This window comes from Caulobacter sp. KR2-114, assembly GCF_049446115.1.
Taxonomy (GTDB): domain Bacteria; phylum Pseudomonadota; class Alphaproteobacteria; order Caulobacterales; family Caulobacteraceae; genus Acaudatibacter.
The window spans coordinates 77,104-96,781 of record NZ_JBMSEC010000008.1 but is presented as its reverse complement, the minus strand read 5'-3'; the positions used below and the strand labels follow the sequence as shown (position 1 = coordinate 96,781).

The 19,678-nt window shown below is 66.6% G+C and carries 17 protein-coding genes; 10 read left to right on the top strand and 7 right to left on the bottom strand.

Annotated features, from left to right (window positions below):
- Positions 1–30 precede the first annotated feature (30 nt).
- A complete protein-coding gene (locus tag ACO2Q3_RS24170; RefSeq protein ID WP_423311375.1) occupies positions 31–1,161 on the top strand; it encodes a zinc-binding dehydrogenase in 1,131 nt (376 codons plus the stop codon).
- A 165-nt stretch (positions 1,162–1,326) separates the two neighbouring features.
- Here the strand turns inward: ACO2Q3_RS24170 and ACO2Q3_RS24165 are convergent, their stop codons facing one another.
- The gene (locus ACO2Q3_RS24165) at positions 1,327–1,785 is read right to left on the bottom strand and encodes a MaoC family dehydratase (RefSeq protein ID WP_423311373.1); all 459 of its coding nucleotides are present in this window, start codon (positions 1,783–1,785) and stop codon (positions 1,327–1,329) included.
- A gap of 138 nt (positions 1,786–1,923) precedes the next feature.
- On the opposite strand from ACO2Q3_RS24165, the gene ACO2Q3_RS24160 reads away from it, so the two are divergent.
- Entirely contained in the window at positions 1,924–2,784 is an 861-nt protein-coding gene (locus ACO2Q3_RS24160) for an SDR family NAD(P)-dependent oxidoreductase (RefSeq protein ID WP_423311371.1), read from the top strand.
- Between the two features lie 15 nt (positions 2,785–2,799).
- On the opposite strand, the gene ACO2Q3_RS24155 is transcribed toward ACO2Q3_RS24160, so the two are convergent.
- Positions 2,800–4,128 carry an integrase arm-type DNA-binding domain-containing protein gene (locus ACO2Q3_RS24155; protein WP_423311369.1) on the bottom strand — a complete coding sequence of 443 codons (1,329 nt, stop codon included), beginning with the start codon at positions 4,126–4,128 and terminating at the stop codon, positions 2,800–2,802.
- Between the two features lie 573 nt (positions 4,129–4,701).
- Here ACO2Q3_RS24155 and pal point away from each other — a divergent pair.
- Together pal and ACO2Q3_RS24145 are read left to right on the top strand one after the other, a co-directional pair.
- Positions 4,702–5,268, top strand: coding sequence for a peptidoglycan-associated lipoprotein Pal (pal, locus tag ACO2Q3_RS24150; RefSeq protein WP_423311615.1), 567 nt, complete (start codon positions 4,702–4,704; stop codon positions 5,266–5,268).
- 56 nt (positions 5,269–5,324) lie between these two features.
- Entirely contained in the window at positions 5,325–6,491 is a 1,167-nt protein-coding gene (locus ACO2Q3_RS24145) for a hypothetical protein (RefSeq protein ID WP_423311368.1), read from the top strand.
- Between the two features lie 12 nt (positions 6,492–6,503).
- Here ACO2Q3_RS24145 and ACO2Q3_RS24140 read toward each other — a convergent pair whose 3' ends face one another.
- Both ACO2Q3_RS24140 and ACO2Q3_RS24135 read right to left on the bottom strand, forming a co-directional pair.
- Positions 6,504–7,733, bottom strand: a complete 1,230-nt coding sequence (locus ACO2Q3_RS24140) for an SGNH/GDSL hydrolase family protein (RefSeq protein WP_423311366.1) — start codon at positions 7,731–7,733, stop codon at positions 6,504–6,506.
- 412 nt (positions 7,734–8,145) lie between these two features.
- Entirely contained in the window at positions 8,146–8,541 is a 396-nt protein-coding gene (locus ACO2Q3_RS24135) for a helix-turn-helix domain-containing protein (RefSeq protein ID WP_423311364.1), read from the bottom strand.
- 390 nt (positions 8,542–8,931) lie between these two features.
- Here ACO2Q3_RS24135 and ACO2Q3_RS24130 point away from each other — a divergent pair, with 390 nt between their 5' ends.
- Positions 8,932–10,146, top strand: coding sequence for a hypothetical protein (locus ACO2Q3_RS24130; protein WP_423311362.1), 1,215 nt, complete (start codon positions 8,932–8,934; stop codon positions 10,144–10,146).
- A 64-nt stretch (positions 10,147–10,210) separates the two neighbouring features.
- Here the strand turns inward: ACO2Q3_RS24130 and ACO2Q3_RS24125 are convergent, their stop codons facing one another.
- The gene (locus tag ACO2Q3_RS24125; RefSeq protein ID WP_423311360.1) at positions 10,211–11,716 is read right to left on the bottom strand and encodes a DUF389 domain-containing protein; all 1,506 of its coding nucleotides are present in this window, start codon (positions 11,714–11,716) and stop codon (positions 10,211–10,213) included.
- Positions 11,717–11,848: 132 nt separating this feature from the next.
- Positions 11,849–12,091, bottom strand: a complete 243-nt coding sequence (locus ACO2Q3_RS24120) for a hypothetical protein (RefSeq protein WP_423311358.1) — start codon at positions 12,089–12,091, stop codon at positions 11,849–11,851.
- Positions 12,092–12,192: 101 nt separating this feature from the next.
- Here ACO2Q3_RS24120 and petA point away from each other — a divergent pair, with 101 nt between their 5' ends.
- Entirely contained in the window at positions 12,193–12,732 is a 540-nt protein-coding gene (gene petA, locus ACO2Q3_RS24115; protein WP_423311356.1) for a ubiquinol-cytochrome c reductase iron-sulfur subunit, read from the top strand.
- Between the two features lie 13 nt (positions 12,733–12,745).
- Here the strand turns inward: petA and ACO2Q3_RS24110 are convergent, their stop codons facing one another.
- The gene (locus ACO2Q3_RS24110; protein ID WP_423311354.1) at positions 12,746–14,488 is read right to left on the bottom strand and encodes a chloride channel protein; all 1,743 of its coding nucleotides are present in this window, start codon (positions 14,486–14,488) and stop codon (positions 12,746–12,748) included.
- A gap of 238 nt (positions 14,489–14,726) precedes the next feature.
- Between ACO2Q3_RS24110 and ACO2Q3_RS24105 the strand changes: the two genes are divergently transcribed.
- The 4 genes from ACO2Q3_RS24105 (at position 14,727) to ACO2Q3_RS24090 (ending at position 19,599) form a co-directional block, all read left to right on the top strand.
- Entirely contained in the window at positions 14,727–16,571 is a 1,845-nt protein-coding gene (locus tag ACO2Q3_RS24105; protein WP_423311352.1) for a CHASE3 domain-containing protein, read from the top strand.
- A gap of 225 nt (positions 16,572–16,796) precedes the next feature.
- Entirely contained in the window at positions 16,797–18,302 is a 1,506-nt protein-coding gene (locus tag ACO2Q3_RS24100; RefSeq protein WP_423311350.1) for a Do family serine endopeptidase, read from the top strand.
- An 85-nt stretch (positions 18,303–18,387) separates the two neighbouring features.
- Positions 18,388–19,143: a DUF4336 domain-containing protein gene (locus ACO2Q3_RS24095; RefSeq protein WP_423311348.1), complete on the top strand. Its 756-nt coding sequence runs from the start codon at positions 18,388–18,390 to the stop codon at positions 19,141–19,143.
- A gap of 45 nt (positions 19,144–19,188) precedes the next feature.
- Positions 19,189–19,599: a MarR family winged helix-turn-helix transcriptional regulator gene (locus tag ACO2Q3_RS24090; RefSeq protein WP_423311346.1), complete on the top strand. Its 411-nt coding sequence runs from the start codon at positions 19,189–19,191 to the stop codon at positions 19,597–19,599.
- Positions 19,600–19,678: the final 79 nt, after the last annotated feature.

Below are 19,678 nucleotides of genomic sequence, written 5' to 3'. Positions count from 1 at the left end.
CGGCAGCTCCCATAGGAAAGGCTTGCGGAAATGACGCCGACAAAGGGGTTCGAACTGCGGTCATGCGTGACCGGGGCCGGTGAGTTGGAACTGAGCCTAGAAGAAGTCGAACTTCCGCCGCTTGGCGCCGGTGAAGTGCTCGTACGGGTCGAGGCGGCTCCCATAAATCCGTCCGACCTGATCCTGCTCCTAGGTCCCGCAGACCCCAGCGCCATCCGGGTCGGCGGAACGGAGGATCGGCCGCGTCTCACCGCGCCGTTGCCGCCGAAGAGCCTGCGCGCCCTCCAGGCGCGGCTCGATCAATCGATGCCTGTCGGCAACGAAGGCGCGGGCGTGGTGGTCGCGGCCGGGGCCGGCGCTGAAGCCCTCATGGGCAAGAAGGTGGCTCTGGTCGTCGGCGGCATGTACGCGCAGTATCGGCTGGCGCGGGCAAGCGACTGCTTGGTTCTGAACGATGATGCTTCGCCGCAGGACGGAGCCTCCGCCTTCGTCAACCCTCTCACCGCCCTCGGCATGGTCGAAACCATGCGCAACGAAGGCCACACGGCGCTTGTGCACACCGCGGCGGCCTCCAACCTCGGCCAAATGCTCAACCGGGTTTGCCTAGCCGACAACATTCCGCTCGTGAACATCGTGCGCAGCCCGGAGCAGGCGAACCTGCTGAAGGCGCAGGGCGCCAACCATGTGCTCGACAGCAGCGCGCCGGATTTCAGGGAACACCTCGTCGCGGCAATCGCCGAGACGGGCGCGACGCTCGGTTTCGACGCCATCGGCGGCGGCACCCTGGCGTCGCAAATCCTCTCCGCCATGGAGGTGGCGGCAAACCGGCGGGGTGGCGAATACAGCCGCTACGGGTCGTCAGTCTTCAAGCAGGTGTACATCTACGGTGTCCTGGACGAATCGCCGACAATCGTGAACCGCAACTTCGGTCTGACCTGGGGAATGGGCGGTTGGCTGCTGGGCGTTTTCCTGGCCAAGGCCGGACCAGACGTCGGCAAGCGCCTGCGAGATCGAGTGGTCGCCGAACTCAAGACTACGTTCGCCAGCCATTACACGGCCGAAATCTCCCTGGCGGACGCACTCGATCCGGTGGTCCTGCAAGCCTATGCCCGTCGCGCCACGGGCGAGAAGTACCTGATTGCCCCTCATCGCGCGCCATAGGAGGCGCGATCGCGCCGCCCATGGCTGCCGGCCGTTCGTCGCAACTGCATGCCGCGGCTAGACACTCGCATCGCGCATCCCGAACAAGGGCGCTGTTCAGTCTCGAACAGCGCCGTTGTTCGTGTTCTCACACGACGTGTCGGTGTGATGGGTTTGGGCCGAGCTTCAGGAGAAGCGCGTGAGGCCAAGGGCCTCGGCCACAAGCGCGGGCTTTTCCGTCCCGTCGATCTCGACGGTTACCTGGGTCTTGATCAGAACTTCGCCCGGGCCGCGATCCACCACTTCGTTGAGGACAAAGCGGCCACGCACACGGCTTCCCGCGCGGACCGGGGACATCATCCGAACGCGATCGAAACCGTAGTTCACGGCCATCTGCGTGCCCTGAACCCGCGGCTGGCCATCGAACATCATGGGCGCCAGCAGCGACAGGGTCAGGAAGCCGTGCGCGACCGTGCCGCCGAATGGGGTCGCTTTCGCGCGCTCGGGATCGACGTGGATGAACTGGTGATCCTCGGTGACGTCCGCGAACTTGTCGATGCGGTCCTGCCCGACGTCGAACCAGCGAGAGACGCCGATCTCCTGTCCAACAAGGGCCTTCAAGGCGTCGAGGCTGATCTCAGACATGCGTGGTCTCGCAGTTAAATGATGGCTCACTTGACAGGTGGTCTGAGCTGAGGGCTTCGGGTTGATGCCGCCGCAGCACAAACAGCATGTCGATCGACATGCTGAGAGTCAACCCGGCGTGAGCGCTCGTCTTCGAAGTTGGCGGCGCTGCAGGAATTGCCAAACCGCGAAACGCAAACCATCATTCTGAATGTTGAACGACATCCTGATTTCAAGAGGACGGCCCGAGTGCCAGACGACATGGATTTCGGCCGCAAGGTCGCGCTAGTCACCGGGGCCGGACGCGGAATAGGCGCGGCCGCAGCCAGACGCTTTGCGAGTTGCGGCGCCTCTGTAGCGGTGCTTGATCGGAAGGCGGATCTGGCCGAGCGCACGGCGCAACTGATCCGCGCCGAGGGCGGGGTCGCGGAGCCCCTGATCGCGGACGTGACGGAGGATCAGGCCGTCCTTGAGGCAGTTGCCGAAGCCGAGCGTCGGCTGGGGCCGATCGACGTCCTTGTCAACAACGCCGGCATCGCCGAGCGGGACGGTTTCCTCGAGCTCGAAGCCGGAGCTTGGCGGCGCGTAGTCGATGTCAATTTGACCAGCGTGTTCCTGTTATCCCAGGCGGTGGTGCGCCGGATGCTCGAGCGCGGGACGGGCGGCTCGATCGTGAACGTGTCGTCCGTCGCGGGGCTAACAGGGATGGCGGGCCGCGCGGCCTACGTCGCCTCGAAGCACGGAGTCGTCGGCCTAACCAAGATCATGGCCTTTGAGTTCGGAGCCCAGGGTATTCGCGTCAACGCAGTGGCTCCCGGGGCGATTGAAACGGACCTGACGCAATTGGCAAACTCCGAGGAGGCGCGTACGCGCGTGGCGGCCAGCCATCCGCTGGGGCGGGCGGGGCAGCCGGAAGAAGTGGCTGAGCTTATCGTCTATCTGGCCTCTGATCGCGCCTCGTACATCACCGGCAGCGTCGTGGGGATCGATGGCGGATTCCTGGCCGGCAAGGCCGTGTGAGCGCGCCCGGTCGCCTCAGTTCGCGGTGATGATCGCGTTCAAAGAACTTCCCGCGCGGGCCCTATGCCGGCGTTCTTCGAATCGGCTGCGGGGCCGTAGCCAGCCTCCGATCTGGGTCGGCCTTTGAAACACTGGCTTGAGGGCCTCCAGCACAACCGCGCTGACGGCCTGCTGCTGGCGCCGAAGATGATCGCCAAGGAGGCGGCTTCGCGTGATGTAGCCGGCGTTCACGCCAGGCAGGGAGTGGTTCATCAGTAGGTGCATGTCGACCTCGTTGACGCCGGCAGCCTGTCCGATCGTGCGGTAGGTCTGTCGGAGGTCGTTGCCCCACTTCGAGAGCTCGGTTCGATCCTCCTTGTGCTCGACCAAATGCCCCGTCTCGCTGTCTGCGGGGAACAGCCATGTCCGGGCCTGCTGCGGATAGGCCGCTCGCCCTAGCCGGATCGCCCGGATCAGGGCGCGCATCATCTCGCGAGACAGGGGAATGTCGAACGCCCGATCCACGCCACCCTTCGGCTTCGGGACATGGAGGATGCGGCGGTGGAGATCGAGGTGTTCGAGCTTCGCCCGCTTGATCGGGTCGGGACGGCTTCCGCTGAGCAGGAGGAAGAGGTGGAATTCACGCCGGACCGGATTTTCCAGAGCAGCCGCTTGCGCGAACCATGCGGGCAGGTCGCGAAGGCCCATGGCCGTATCGCGCCGATGCTCGACGTTCCAGTCGATCGCCTGGGTCGGATTGTCGGCTGGAAGGCTGCGCGCCGTCTTGCGCGCGTGGTTGTAGATCGCCCGCAAACTGCGCATGCAGCCGTTCGCGATATAGGGACCGTTCTCCTCCGTGATCTCGTCGTGTCGCGCCTTCACGAGCGACGGATCGTTGCCGAGCTTCGACAATGGTTCGTCCCGCCAGTCGGCCATCAGGCGGTCGACGTGGTCCGCGTAATTCGCGATCGTGCCTTCGCTGCGGTTCTTCCGGCGCATATGGCTGTCGCGATAGACGATCCAGGCCTGCCGGAGCGTCGGATTCCCTGACGCCGCTACAGCAGCCGGTGGCTCCGCGGGCTTGGGCCGCGGATCGACGCCATCGGAAATAGACCCCAGCAGAACCTTGGCTTTCGCGCGAGCTTCGCGCGCCGGCAGGCGTCCTGCTTCGCCGACCTTGACGGTGATCGACTGGCGCTTGCTGCCGTCCCAAAGGTCGCCCTGCACCATGTACGACTTCGTTCGTGTGCCGATCTTGACGAAGAAGCCGGGTACCTCCGTGTCGCGGACGATGATCTGTCCCTTGCGCGCGAAGGGCAGCGCCGCGACGACCTTGTCACTGAATGCGATACGCTCGACAGCCATTTTTAGAACGGTGTTAGAACGGTGGTTGCGCCAACACGGATGTGTTGGTGTCGCCGCGCCAGAATAGCTCTTCGGTACGAAATACCAAACGAATATATTGGCTTATATGTGCTTTGGAGAGCTCTGTCGCGCAAACGGGTAAGCCCGGATATGCTATGAAATTACACTACGAATCTGAGGGTCGGGCGTTCGAATCGCTCCGAGCGCGCCACTTTCCTCCATAAAAAACAGGCACTTAGAAAAGCCGCGTCAGCGGACCCCGTTGCAATTTTCGAATTGAAACGGGGTTTGAAACGGGGTTTCGCGGCAGCGGGGGTCTTAAGCGCGCCGTACGCGCGCTCAGATCCGCCAGGCCTCGCCGTCTTGCGACGCCGATCGCTGTGATTCGATCCCCGGCGGGAGCCGCGACCTGAAGGCCGGTCGGTGTCGGTCACGAAGCCCAAGCGGTCGCTGGGAGACATTGCCCGACAACGCAGCATTCAGATGCCCAACAGTCGATAGTTCGGGCTGTTATATATCCTGACGGGATATATAATGGCTATGCTGGGGAGCAGATTGGAGCTGTCAAACAAAATGCCGTCAACAAAGTCGAATGCCGTCGGAAGGCTGAGACTGTCCCTCGTCGTGGCCGGCCTCGCATGCCTTGCGGCGTGCGCGTCCCATCCGAAACCTCCCTTGCCCGCCCCGTCGCATGCGGCGCCTCCAGTCGCCGAAGCGCCGCCGCCGCGCGCCGCCGCGCCCCCGGCGGCGCCCATCGAGAGCCGGCCGTTGCCCGGGTCGGTTCAGGACTTCGTTGTCAACGTCGGGGATCGCGTCTACTTCGACTTGGATCAGTTCAATCTGCGCGCCGACGCTGAGCCCGTGCTGGCCGCCCAGGCCGCCTGGCTGGTGCGCTACCCCTCAGTCCAGGTGCGCATCGAAGGCAATGCGGACGAACGTGGCACGCGTGAGTACAACTTCGCCCTGGGCGCGCGGCGGGCCAATTCGGTCAAGCAGTTCCTGATCCTGCATGGCGTCGCATCCAGCCGCATAGCGACCATCTCCTACGGCAAGGAGCGCCCCATCGACCCCGCGTCGAGCGAGGCGGCCTGGGCGAAGAACCGCAACGCCCACACGGCGATCACGCAAGGAGCCCGCTGAGGGTGGGCGGAGCATCGTCCCTTCGCGGAGCGGGCTCCGCCCCCGGCCGGCCTCCAGTGCGTCGCGTACTTGTCTGCGGTCTGGGTGTCGCGGGCGCCACCCTCGCCTGGTGGCTGTCGGAGTTCGGCTTCGAGGTCACCGCGGTCGAGCGTGCGCCAGGCCCGCGCACCGGTGGCTACATGATCGACTTCTGGGGGCTGGGCTACGACGTCGCCGAGCGAATGGGGATGCTGCCGGCGCTCAAGGCGCTCAGCTATGGGATCGAGGAACTGCATCTGATGCGCGCTGATGGCGGGCGCCTGGCGCGCATTGGCGCCGGCGCCGTTCGAGCGGCGATGGGCGAGCGGTTCTTCAGCATCCAGCGCGGAGAGCTTGCAGCCGAATTGCTACGACAGCTCGACGGGCGCGCTGACCTGCGCTTCGAAGAGACGGTGAAGTGGCTAACCGCCCACGAGAACGCTGTGGAGGTCGGGTTTCTGAGTGGCGCCCACGCGCACTTCGATGTGGTGATCGGCGCCGACGGTCTTCACTCCCGCGTGCGCGCCTTGGCCATGCCCCAGGCGCGCGAGTCTCCCACTGGATTGTGGGCGGCCGCCTTCACCGCGAAGGGCTACGGCCATCGCGATCCCGGCGCCTATGTCAGCTATACCACGGTGGGGCGGCAGGTGGCGCGCTACGCCCTGCGCGACGGGGCCTGCGCCTTCTTTCTGGTCTTCCGCCTGGGTGGCCTGGGCGCTCAACCTCGCGCCGTCGCCACACAGAAGGCGCTCCTGCGGGAAGCCTTCGGCGGGGAAGGTTGGGAATGCCCGGAGATCCTCGCCGCGCTAGAAGCGGCGAAGGATCTCTACTTCGACAGCGTCAGCCAGGTCCGGGCGCCGACGTGGTCGGCAGGCCGCGTCGCGCTGGTCGGCGATGCCGCGTACTGTCCCTCGCTGCTGGCTGGCGAGGGCGCATCCCTGGGGATGGCGGGCGCCTATCTGGTCGCCAGCAGCCTGCGCCAAGCCCGAAGCGACCCGTGGGGCGCGTTCAGGGCCTACGAGGCGCGCCTAAGGCCTCTGGTGGAGCGCAAGCAGGCCTCAGCGCTACGAATCGCCGACTGGTTCGCGCCGCGGACCCGGCTCGGCCTTTTGGTTCGCAATGGCTTTAGTCGTCTGACGTCAAGGCCGGCGTTCGCGCAGCTTCTTGTCGGCGGCATGCTCGCGTCGCAACTGGACCTGTCCTGAGCTGCTCTGCGCTCAGCGATCGAACAGTTTCAGGTCGATGGCGTCGGCCATCGCCTGGTATCCTGCATCGTTGGGATTCAGATGATCGCCGCTGTCGTAGGCCGCCAGCAACTGCGTCGGACGCGCCGGATCGCGCAAGACGGCGTCGAAGTCGATGACGGCGTCGAAGGCGTGGCTGGTGCGGATCCAGGCGTTGATGGCGTCGCGCTTTTGCGCCGACGCCTCGCTGTAGAAGCCCGGGCGTTCCGGAATGGGGCCGAACGGCGGCAGCGTCGCGCCGATCACCTTGATGTCGTGCGCGTGCGCGCGCGCGATCAGTTGCTTGTAGGCGAAGATCACATCGTCGGCGGACACCGTCTCTTCGGTGAGGTTCCGGGCCCCGGGGAAGCCGAGATCGTTTATCCCTTCCAGAACGACGACATAGTCGACCCGCGGCTGTGACAGCACGTCCCGATCGAAGCGGGACAGACCGTTCGGCCCGATGAAGTCGTGCAGCAGGCGGTTGCCGCTGATCGCGGCGTCGACAACCGTGAAATAGGTCGGTCCGCGGCGCGGCACCAGCCGTTCAGCCAAGCGATCGGGCCAGCGGCGATTGGCGTTCGGGGTGGACCCGAAGCCGTCCGTAATCGAATCGCCGAACGCCAGAACGACCTTGGCGCGCTTAGCCGTCGACACCTCGATCGCTGAGACAAACGGGCGTTCGGTCAGGGTCCGGGTGGGTTGCAGGTCGGTCTGACCGGTGACGTCGCCATGGGCGACGTAGGCGTCCTGCAAGCCGAAGAAGTGGCTGGTCGCGTCGCCGCTGGCGCCGGGGAAATAGAGGCTGATCGCCACGTCGCTGAGATTGGGTACTGGTAGGTCGACCGGATCGCTGAGTACGCTGGCGTAGGGCGGGATCGTCACCCCGGGGCGGCCGCCAAAGGTCAAAGACCGGTCGCTGCCCGCCACGATCGACGCGCCGGCGGTGGCGCGCGCCAGGTGGGCGGAACCGACCACCGCCGGCTTGGCGCCGTAAGCGTTGGTCAGCCTCACCCGGAAGCGCCCGCCGCCCAGGCTGACCCTGGCGACCTCGCGAACCGTCTCGTCGGTGAGGACGGTGGGCGGGCTCCTCGGCGGCTCCGCGCTGGCCAACCAGGTGACGGACCAGCTCTGATCAGGAGACTGCGCCGTCTCGCGGGCGAGTGTTGACGTGCTCCAGAGGACGCACGCCGCCGCAGCGACCGCGCCCAGCGTCGGAGCCATGAAGTGCGAATTCGCCATAGGAAGCCTCGGGCGCGCCGCCGCCCGCACGGGCGAGGCGGCATGACATCCGTCAGCTCTAGCTTGCAGCTATCTGCATCACAATATGATATTTATGGAAGCGCGTTGCGCCCCCTAGCCGAACATCATCAAGGCGCCGACCACGCGCGTATCCGGCGCGCGCAAGAGCGTCAGGCGGCCGTCCCACTCGATGATCCGATCGTCGGCGACCGGCCAGGATCGAGGTTCTTCGACCCGCTTCCCCAGGTGCGCAGCGAGCCGCACGCCCGCGCCGACTACAGCGCAAGACTCTCAAAGTGCGCCGTGCAGTTGTGCCGACACCGAGTGAAGCCTCGCCGCGTCGCCGACATTACCTGCCAGACGAACAGAAAGGCCAACGCAGCTTGCCGCTCCCTCACGCAGCGCCGCGCGAACGCCGCGATACCCCGTCCTGCTGCGCCAGGGAGGCCGTCAAGGTTAGTATGGCCTGTCTCGCGTCGTTGGCGGGCACCCTGGCGAAGGCGTCCAGCAGCTCTTGCGCGCCTGGCATGGCCAAGTTTGCCAGGACCGGCATTTCAAGCCCCGCGACTTCGCCTTCCCCGACCAAGGCTGCAACCGTTGTTTCGAGTATATTGGCCGCCTTTACGAGCATGGATGCGCTAATTCGGTTCGCGCCTTTCTCGTATTTCTGGACCTGTTGGAAGGTGATCCCCAACCCCGTGGCCAATTGCGTCTGACTCAATCCGAGCCAGCGACGACGAATACGGATTCGCGCGCCAACAGAAACGTCAATGGGATCGGGGGCGCTCATGGTCAAAGCCGCTTTACGATGTTGGCGTCATAGCCATGTCGACCAACTGGGAAAAGCACAAACTTGAATGCGTTAATTCGGCCCACCGTGGTGTTCCGGCTGATCTTCTACGCAACGTCGCGACCGCGGTTGGCGCAAATATGGCTGCCGAGCCTAAAATATCGCGCTATGATACATTTGCCCCTGTGGCGAACATATCGCCTCGCCCACCGTTGCCGGCCGCGGGTGTTGGATACTCCTTTCAACATCAGCCGGAGCTTTCGACGGTGTGGACGGGTCGGCCCGTTCCGCAGATCGCAGCCCGCCGCCTGACTTCGCCCGAGGTCCACGCGTGAGCCGCATTGTCAACCCGTCCATGTGCAAGTTCGTCGACAGCGCCGAGTTCATTCCATGCTGATTTTTCTTACCGCTGTTGTCGTCGTTCTCGCGGTAACGCTGGTCCTCGGTTTAGGCCCCGCCAGCCAGTCGCGGGCTTGGTCGGCGACCGTCACGCCTTTGGCGTCGATCATCGGCAGTGGCTTCCTGATTTGCGGCCCGCTGTTGGCGCATGAGTTCGGGGGCGCCGCATCCCTCGCGATGGCCGCGCTCCTCGCCCTCGCCTACGCCCTGGGGGCGGTGCTGCGGTTCAACATCGCGCATCTCGAACCGCTGCTGGCCAAGGCGGTCTTTCACGACAGACTGGCCTGGGCGGCGCGCGCGTCGCAGATGGTGCTGGCGATCGCCTATTCGATCTCGGTAGCCTACTACCTCAAGCTCCTGGCCGAGTTTGCCCTGAAGGAGGTCGCGCTCACCCCGCAGGCGCATGCGCTCGTCGCCAAGGGGGTGGTGACTCTGCTGATCCTGGCGTTCGCCGCCATCGCCGCGCGTGGCGGCCATCGGCGGATGGAGCAACTGGCGCACATGACGGTTTCCCTGAAGATCGGGGTGATCGCCGGCATGCTGACAGCCTTGGCGCTCTACTGGCTCCTGCGCTGGGACGCGTCGGCTGTTGTCCCGCCCGCCAAATTCAGCATCGGCAGTATTGGGCTCGTGCTGGGGTTGCTGGTGACCGTGCAGGGCTTCGAGACGTCACGCTATCTTGGACACAGCTACGAGGCGCCGCTGAGAATCCGGACCATGCGCTATGCGCAGTGGCTTTCGTCAGCCATCTACATGGCCTTCGTCATGCTGCTGACGCCGTTCCTAGCCGCCGCGGGCCAGGTCAAAGGCGTGGCCGGGATCCTGGACATCATGAATCTGGCGGCGCCGCTCATGGGGATCGTGGTGCTGGTCGGGGCCCTGGCCAGCCAGCTCAGCGCTGCGGTGGCCGATTCCATCGGCGCGGCCGGTATCGCCGCCGAAGTGACGCGCGGGCGGCTGGGCGTTCGAGCCGGCTTCCTAGCCTCTGGCGCGTTGTCAATCGCGGTCGTCTGGCTGACGAATCCATTCCTCGTCGTTGCGGTCGCGTCGCGCGCGTTTGCGATCTTCTACGCGGCCCAATGCGGTCTCGCGATGATCGTTGCGCGCCGAACGAAGGTCGGCGGCCTGGCGGCGCAAGGCGCCTTCGCGGTCCTGGCGCTGGTCTCCCTCGTGGCCGCTATGGCCGGTGCGCCAGCGGAGGGCTGACGCCGGCTTTGGCCAAGGCGGCGCATCAAGCCTGCCCGGCGCATGCCGTGCGGTCCAGCGTCCATCAGCGCGGGGCGATCAGGACTGAAGCGCCGACGCCCGGCGGGCAGTTCGCCGTGGAGCCAGACCGCATCGTGACTTGCATGGGTTTGAGAGCCGCTGCCACAGCCGTCCCGACGGCAGCAGCCTGCTTGTGGGCGCGCAGGCCGCATATCGTGGCGGTGACGGATGTCACGCCCCAGCGTTGCAGCGCCCAGGCCTGCGCGCCAAAGCCTGCGTCAAAGGTGGCGTCGTCCCGGTCGTCCAGGTGGATGCCCACAGACGGGAGGGCTTCAACGGGCGGGATAACAACCGTCCGCTCCAGACCACCACGGGCGCGCAGCCCCGCCTCAAGCGCCTGCGCTGCGCCGATGTCGAGGTTGGCCGTACGCGCCAGGAGCACGACCCCCTGCTGACTTTGCGCATCGAAGCTGATGCTGCGCACCGGAAAGGCCACCGCCGCGCGCAGTTCGTCGAGGGGCGTCGCGGTCGTCACGGATTTGGCAGCTTCGATCGGCTTGAGCTTCGAGGGATCGGCAAGCACGACCTGGTCCAGGTCGACGGCGACGACCGTGCCGAGATCGGACTTCAGGCGCTGGGCCAACTTCTGGGACACCTCGTCGACGAACACCGGCGTCGCGACAAGACCGGCGACCTCAAGGCCACCGGGCGTGCTTCGCACCGAGAGCGACGTCAGTCGCGCCTTGCGGCCGAACAGCGCGCCGACCTCGTGGCGCACCATGACCGTCGCGCGGCTCTCCAGGCCGATCGTGTTCAGCGTCAGCGTCAACGGCACGCAAAGGCCGATGACCACCAGCACGACAGCGCCCTGGCCCAGCCAGCCCCGTTTCGCCACCAGAGCGTGCGGCCGAAAGCCGTAGAGCGCGGCCATGCCGGCCGCCGCCAGGGCGATGGCGATCAGATTGGTGGCGAAGAGCAGCAGGGCGCCCATGGCGATCGCCCAAGCGCCGGTTCCCAGGCCAAAGCCGACCGTGGCGATCGGCGGCATCAGCGCCGTGGCGATCGCAACGCCGATGACAGCCTCGCCGCGCTGGCGGATCACCGCATAGCCCCCCGCGAGCCCGGAGAACACCGCCACGAGAAGGTCGAAGAGGTTGGGCCGTGTGCGCGCCAGAATCTCCGCCGTCGGCTCCTTAAGCGGCGACACCCAGGTAAGGACGACTGCGACAGCCAGGGACAGGCCGAGGCCAACCGCCAGGCTGAGCACAGCGCGGCGTGTGGCCGGCCAGTCCACCATCCAGAACGACAGGCCCAGGAGGATGATCGGACCCATCAAGGGCGACAGCAGCATGGCGCCGATCACGACGGCCGGGGACGAGAGCAGCAGGCCCAGGATGGCGATCGCGGCCGACAGCACGCTCATCATCACGAAGCGGCCGCTCAGCGCGCCGCCGTCGTTGATTTCGGTCGCAATGCGGTCGTGATCGATGCCGAAGGCCAGAATGCCGACCACGCGCCGCCAGGTGCTGGCGGGCGGATCGTGGCGCGGCGCGGCGGTGGGGGCGTCCATCGCACGCTCCATTCCTGTCGGAAACCCAGATCGCAGCGTCGCCGCGAGAAGGACCAGCTAGCCAGCACCGAACGCCTAGCGCAAGGCGGGGTCCTCGCTCGCCGGGGCCTGGAGCTTCTGCTGGGTGACCGACTATCCGGCGAAATGGGTTCCAAACTCGAGGTAGAGCACGATCGTCAAGCAGATGCCGGAAATGACCAGGGTGACCGCGCCTGGTCCAAGCAGCAGACGCGTCGCCCGGGCCAGACCGGCCGAAAGCCGCCCTTGCGCTCCGCGTCGTCGGCGGGCCTCGGCGGCGGCGCGACGCAGACGGCGCGATACGTCGGCCGCGACTTCGAAATGGACCGTCTCAGGGGGCTGGGCAGGAAGGGGCATGATGTCATTCGCAACGGTCAGGGGAGAGCCCGCGTTCCGGCCTTGTATATCCAAGTGTGATATTTATCTGTGTCGGGGGCTGGCGCTTCGGAGGCGCGCAGATGTCGACAACCGATACCTTTCCTGACGAGTCTGCCGCGCCCAGTCGGCGCGATTTCATCCACGTGCTTGCGGCGGCGGCGGCGATCGGCGGCGCGGGCGCCGTCGCCTGGCCCCTGATCGATCAGCTCAACCCGGGCGCGGACACCCTGGCCTTCTCCAGCGTCGAGTTCGACCTTTCCAAGGTCGCTCTCGGCCAAGAGGTGACCATCCTTTGGCGCAAGCAGCCGGTCTTCATCCGGCACAGGACCGCCGCCGAGATCGCCGCGGCGGTGGCTGATGATGACGCCTCGATGCGCGATCCGGCGACTGACGCCTCGCGCCATAAGCCGGGCCACGCCGAGTGGCTGATCCTGATCGGCGTCTGCACCCATCTGGGGTGCGTACCCCTGTTCAAGCAGGGGCGTTACGATGGCTGGTTCTGCCCGTGCCACGGCTCGGTCTACGACACGGCGGGTCGTATCCGTAGCGGCCCGGCGCCGAAGAACCTCTACCTGCCGGACTATGTGTTCGAAACGCCGACCCGGATCAGGATCGGATAGGGCGGCCGGGGCCTCAGCGTGGATAGATCTTCACGCTGTCAGCGACGGAGTCGGCCACATGCTCCTTGGTGATCACACCGGCGACGTCCGCCGCGCCTGGGATGCCTCGGCAGCGCACCACTACCGCCATGATGGCGTTCCGGCGCCACATTCGGCGAATGATGTCGAAGGCGACGTCGCCCTCTCGCACGACCACGAAGTTGCGGCTGACCACATCGCCCAAGGTCACGCCCGTCGCCGTCGCCTCAAGGCCCCGCCGAAGTCCGGTGTTGACCCGGATCACCCCCACGATGCGGTCCTTGCGCGTGACGACGACGTGGCGTAGCCGGCCGCAGTGGTCGGGCTCGCGCAGGTAGGCGTCGAAGCTCATGTCCGCCGGCAGGATTTGGACGTCGGTGTCCATCACGGCCCTGGCCGAGAGCACCAGGAACATGTTCGCGTGGCGGGCCTTCGGGATTGCCCGGCCGCGGCGCACGAGTTTCAGCGTGTAGATGTTCTCGTGCGAGAGCACGCGGCGCACACCGATACTCGTCGCCACGGCCAGGATCATCGGCATAACGATGTTATAGTCGAGGGTCATCTCGAAGATCATCGTCACGGCGGTCATCACCGCGCCCGTGCCGCCGCCCACCATCGCGCCCATGCCAACCATGGCGAACGCTGGCGCGCTCAGGGTTTCGGGGAAGCCCACTGCGTTGAGCAGTCCTGCGAAGCCTGCGCCGAGCGTGGCGCCCATGAACAGGGATGGCGAAAAGATACCCCCGGACGATCCGGAGCCAAGGCTGAGGGACGTTGCGAAGGCCTTGCAGACGCACAGCAGCCCGAGGAGCCAGAAGGCCATGCCTGGTCCTGAAAGGATGGCCTGGATGGTTCCGTAGCCGACACCGTCGACGAAGTACTGACCGAAGCCGCGGTAGAGCCCGTACATCAGCATGCCGAGGAGCAGCATCCCGAGGATGTGACGCCCATAGCGTGATGGGATGCGGTCGAAGAGATCCTCGGCCACGTGCAGGCCGCGGATGAAACCTGCGGCGGCCACGCCCGCAAGGGCGCCGAGGATGGCGAACAACAGGAGTTGCACGATGGCCTGGGGATCGGAAGACACCGCCTGCAGGGGCGGCACCTGGAACGCTGGCATGTCGCCGAACATCCACCGACCGACGAAGGTCGCCGCACCGGTGGCGATGGCGACGGGCAGGAAGGTCTCGACGCTGACCTCCGGCAGCATAAGTTCGATGGCGAACATCACGCCGCCGATCGGCGTGTTGAAGGTCGCCGCGATCCCCGCGCCTGCCCCTGCTGCTACCAAGGCAATGCGTTGGCCGGGCGGCATGCGCACCCATTGCCCCAATGTGGAGCCGAGGGCCGAGCCGATCTGGATGATCGGGCCCTCGCGACCGACCGACGCGCCGCTACCGATGGCGAGGGCCGACGCCAGCGATTTGACCAGGGCGACCACCGGACGGATGACGCCGCTCTTATAGTAGATCGCGTCCATCACCTCCGGCACGCCGTGCCCCTTGGCCTCCGGGGCGAAGGTGGAAACGAGGAAGGTCACGCCGACCGCGCCGATCACCGGGGCGAGGATCACCCAGGCCCCCCAGGGGGCCGGGGCGGTGAATTGGTTCGAGTCGTACCGAATCGCCCAGCGCCCTGCGAAGAACAGGTTGTGCAGCAGGCCGATGAGGTCGCGAAACATCCATGCGCCCACGCCCGTGACGATCCCAAGCGCCAGGGCAAGCAGGGACAGGCGCAACAGAGACAAGCTTCGGTGCTGGTCGACGTCGACCGCGGCGCTTTCCGCGTGGGAGGAAATGGCGGCTTCTCCGGAATTGGCGCCCGGCGCCTGCGCCGCGCATGTATCAAGTTTGCAATAAGACTTGCGCGCCCCGCGCTGTCCTTTATATCACTATGGGATATATGCAAGCCTTTGCGCCATTGCGTGAGCGGCTCCGCTGCGGTCCGCCGCCAAACCGATCGAGCGGGAGGGGCGTATGAGTGCCGCCCACAACAGAGACGTGCAGCGGGGCCGACTTCAGCGCTTGGCCATTGCCTGTGGCTTCGCCTTGCTGCTGCTTGCTGCGTGCGGAACCGTGATCGTCGGCGTCGCGTCCGCCCGGGCAGAGCGGTTGGCGGACCAGGCCCAGCAGATCCGGCAAAGCCTTGCGGACCTCTTCTCCACCATCCAGGACGTCGAGACCGGACAACGCGGCTATCTGCTGACTGGTGACGCCGTCTTCCTTCAGCCGCTGCAGGACGCGCGGTCGCGGATCGATCCGTCGCTGGCGCGGCTGCGGACCCTGCTCTCCAATCAGCCGGAACAACTCACGCGGTATTCCAACCTGGCGACGCTCGTGCGCGCCAGGGTGGGCGCGGCGACGTCGTCCGTGGCCATGGCCAGTGGTGGCCGACGAGCCGACGCGACCCTGGAGGTTCGCCAAGAGGACGGCAGGCTGGTGATGCAGAAGATCCGGTCGATGGTCACGGCCATGGACACCGCCGAGCGCCAGATCCTCGGCGCCAGGATGGCAACGGCCGTCGCCCAGCGTACGGCGCTGCTTATCGTGACCTTGATCTCGCTGGCGCTCGCTGGCGTCCTGGCCGGCTTCGTGTGGCTCGAAATGCATCGCACCGCGCGGGCTCTTGCGTGGCGCAACCAAGCGCTTTTGCAGGAGGCCGAGCAGCGGGGCCGCGCCGAAGCGCAACTTCGCCAGGTGCAGAAGATGGAGGCGCTCGGCCAGCTGACGGGCGGCGTGGCCCACGACTTCAACAACATGCTGGCGGTGATTGCCGGCAACCTAGATCTCTTGCAACGCCGCCTGAAGCCCGGCGACCATCGCGGAGCGACGCTCGTCCGCCGCGCGTTGGAGGGAGCGGAACGCGCGGCGGCTCTCACCCAACGGCTGCTGGCCTTTTCGAGGCGGCAGCCGCTCGCTCCCCGTCCGCTCGACGTCAACGCGTGTGTCGCCGACCTGTCCGGTATGCTCACGGGTTTGCTCGGCGAGAAGATCGACGTCCGGACACGCCTGGATCAGGCGCTGTGGACAGCACTGATCGATCCTCCACAGCTGGAAAGCGCCCTGGTTAACCTGGCCGTCAATGCGCGCGACGCCATGCCTGCCGGGGGTGTACTGACCATCTCGACGCGCAACCTGCAGCTCGATGCCGGCGCCGCGACCGCCGGAGCCGAAGCTGGGGACTATGTGGTGGTCGAGGTGGCCGATACCGGGAGCGGGATGGTCGACGACGTCCTGGAGCGGGCCTTTGACCCGTTCTTCACCACCAAGGAGGTGGGGCGGGGGACAGGGCTGGGCCTTAGCCAAGTGCATGGCTTCGTTCGGCAGTCCAACGGCTATGTCGAACTGTCGAGCGAGGTTGGTCGCGGCACGCAGGTGCGCCTCCACCTACCGCGAGACAGGTCGGACCGCCGGCCGCTAGCCGGGCCGACGGCTCCCACCGGCGATGGTCCCGTGGAGGGCCTTGTCCTGGTCGTCGAGGACGACGGCGCCGTGCGCCGCTTCACCGTCGAGGCCGTCGCCGCCCTCGGCTACGATGTCGTCGAAGCGGCGGACGGAGATGACGCCCTGGCGCAGTTGCGCCGCCATGAGGATATCCGCGTCCTGCTGACCGACGTCGTGATGCCGCGCATCGATGGCAGCGCCCTGGCGCTGGCGGCGCGGCAGCTGAGGCCTAACCTGCGGGTCGTGTTCATGAGCGGCTATTCGCGGGCGGCGCTTGCCGAGGAGCAAGGGCTGGGGGCCGCCGTCCGCCTGCTCCGAAAGCCGTTCAGCATCGACGCGCTGGACCGGGAGCTGCGCGGAGCGCTCACGGCGACTTGAAGCGATCGCGCTTGTCCGAGTAGGGCGCTTTTATATCATGACAGGATATTAATTCGGGAGGGGACGGGCATGGTGCTATCGATTCCGGGCGTGCCGCCGGCCCCTGGGCGATCCTCGCTCCGGGCGCCCGCGGGATGGCGTGGCCCCGCCGGACGGTCCTGCTTGCAGAGCGCCGACAGGCGAAGGCTGCGCTGCATGGCCGAACCGCAAGAGATGAGACTTTCGATGACGAAAAAGAGGCTTATGGGCGGCGTGGCGATCGCCGCGGCCGCCACGGTGCTGGCCACGGTCGGTGGCTTGCTGGCCCGCGCTGGCGAGCCGGGTGCGGTGAACCCGCCGGCCGCGTCCAACGGCCCGGGCGCCCAGCACTCCTTCGCCGACATCGTGCAGACCGTTGCGCCCGCGGTGGTGTCGATCGATGTGGAGAGCAAGCCCGACCCGAGCCAGGTGGCCCTCCAGAGGCAAGGACCCTTCTCCTTCCAGTTTGGCGGCGCGCCCGGCGACGACGGACAGGACAATCCCTTCGGCTTCAGCTTCCGGCGCCTAATCCCGCAAGCCCCGGACGGGGCCAAGGCGCCGCCGCAGAAGGCCACCGGGTCGGGATTCTTCATCTCCGCCGACGGCTACATCGTCACCAACAACCATGTAATCGAGGATGCCCAGAAGATCACCGTGCGCACCAAGGATGGCAGGTCGCTGAAGGCGACGCTGGTGGGACATGACCCGGCCACTGACCTGGCGGTGGTCAAGGTGGAGGGCAAAAGCTTTCCCTTTGTGAGCTTTGAAGACCGCGGCAAGCCCAGGGTGGGCGACTGGGTGGTGGCTGTTGGCAACCCCTTCGGCCTGGGCGGCACCGCGACCGCCGGGATCGTCTCGGCCCTGGACCGGCCGAACGTCAGCGGCTCAAACTATGTCGACTTCATGCAGATCGACGCCCCCATCAACCGCGGCAACTCCGGCGGGCCGACTTTCGATACGTATGGGCGCGTGGTGGGCGTCAACACCGCGATCTTCTCCCCGTCCGGTGGATCGGTCGGCATCGGGTTCGACATCCCTGCAGACATAGCGTCCAGGGTGACGCAACAGCTCATCGCCCACGGCAAGGTCACCCGCGGCTATATCGGCGCCACGGTGCAGGCGGTCACGCCTGACATCGCGGGCAGCCTGGGCCTGAGCTCCGTCAAGGGCGCCCTGATCGCCGAGGTCGTACCTGGCGGGCCTTCCGACGAAGCCGGTCTGAAGTCCGGCGACCTGGTGACGGCCATCGACGGACGTTCCGTCGCCTCGGCGACCGACCTGACCCGTCAGGTGGCGATGATCCATCCCGGCGACACGGCGCGGCTGCAGGTCTGGCGCGACGGCCACACCCAGGCCGTGACCTTGCGCGCCGGGCTGCGACCGTCGGAGGCCTCGCTGGCCGGCGCCGACGGTGCGCCCGATGGCGGCGACGCTGACGATGCGTCGGCGACCCTCGGCATGCGCCTCGCGCCCAAGGCCGGCGGCGGGCTCACCATCGAGGGATTGGCGGCAAACTCCGACGCCCAGGAAAAGGGACTGCGACGCGGCGACGTCATCCTGCGCGCCGGGGACTCGCCCCTGGCCACGCCCTCCGATCTCGTCTCGGCGGAACACAAGGCCAAGGCCCTCGGCCGCTCGGACGTCCTGCTGCTGGTGGCCCATGGCGATCGCAAGTTCTTCGTCCCCATCCAAATGGCCAAGGCGCAGGGCTGACGCGGGTGCCGCTTGGTCGGACGACGTCATGCAGCGTGGCCAAGTCCGATGGGTCCAGGTGCACGAAAAGTGGTGAGGAGCTGCAATGACCCGCGTCGCGCCGGCGTTCGATCCCTATGGACCGCCGGACGCGCCGCGACGCATCGCTCGGGGTCTGTGGATCGTGGATGGACCGGAAATCCGCTTCCATTACCTGGGGCTCGCCTGGCCATTTCCGACCCGCATGACGATCCTCGCCCTGGCCGACGGCGGCCTGTGGCTGCATTCGCCGGTGCAACCGACGGGCAGGCTCTTCGCGGCCGTGGAGCGACTGGGGCCGGTCCGCCATCTGATCGCGCCGAATACGCTGCACTACTGGTGGATACCCGAGTGGAAGGCCCGCTTTCCCGACGCTGTGGTCCACCTCGCGCCGGGTCTGGCGGCACGATCCAAGCAGCCGCTTCCACCTGGGCCGACACTGTCGCCGGATGCGCCGTCGGCTTGGCGCGGCCAGATCGATCAGGTGGTCGTCAGGGGCGATGCGCTGACCGAGGTGGTGTTCTTCCACCGGGCCAGCCGGACGCTCATCCTGGCGGACCTCATCGAGAACTTCGAGCCGGAGCGGGTTCATTCGCGCTGGCTCAGGGCGGTGCTGCGGCTTGGCGGCGCCGTCGACCCCTGCGGCCAGGCGCCGATCGACATGCAGCTCAGCTTCTGGCGCGCCCGCCGCCAGGTGCGCCACGCCGCCCGGCAGATGGTCGCCTGGGGCCCCGTCCGCGTGATCCTGGCGCATGGCCGCTGGTACCGGCGTGACGCCGTCACGGAGCTGCGGCGCGCGTTCCGCTGGACCGGCCTGAGTTGAACTGGCTCTCGACAGGCGCCGCTGCAAGCGCCCAAAAAGGGCCCGATGACTCTGGACCAGGAACATTTGGAGGGGCTCGCCGGCTTCCGCTTCGCGTTGCGGCGGTTCCTGGCGGCGAGCGAGACCATCAGCCGCGATGCCGGCGTCACCCCGCAGCAGTACCAGGCGATGCTGGCGATCGGCGCCAAGCCTGGCGAGCCGATGTCCGTCAAGGAACTGTCGGAGCAGTTGATGCTGACGCACCATGCCGCCGTCCAGCTGGTCGATCGGCTCTCCAAGGCCGGCTTTGCCGAGCGCACCCGCTCGCAGGTCGACCGCCGAAGCGTGGAGCTGCACCTGACGGTCCTTGGCCGCCAGGTGCTCGAGCAGCTGGCCTCCCTGCATCTTGAGGAAATGCTGCGTCAGGAGCCGTTGCTCGCGCGATCCCTGCGGCGTCTGAAGGGTATGGGCGCCTAGGCGCAGACCGCCTCGAAAGCGTGCCAAGCCGAGTTCAAATCCTTGAAAAAGCTGGCGCGCTTATTATATCATATGATGA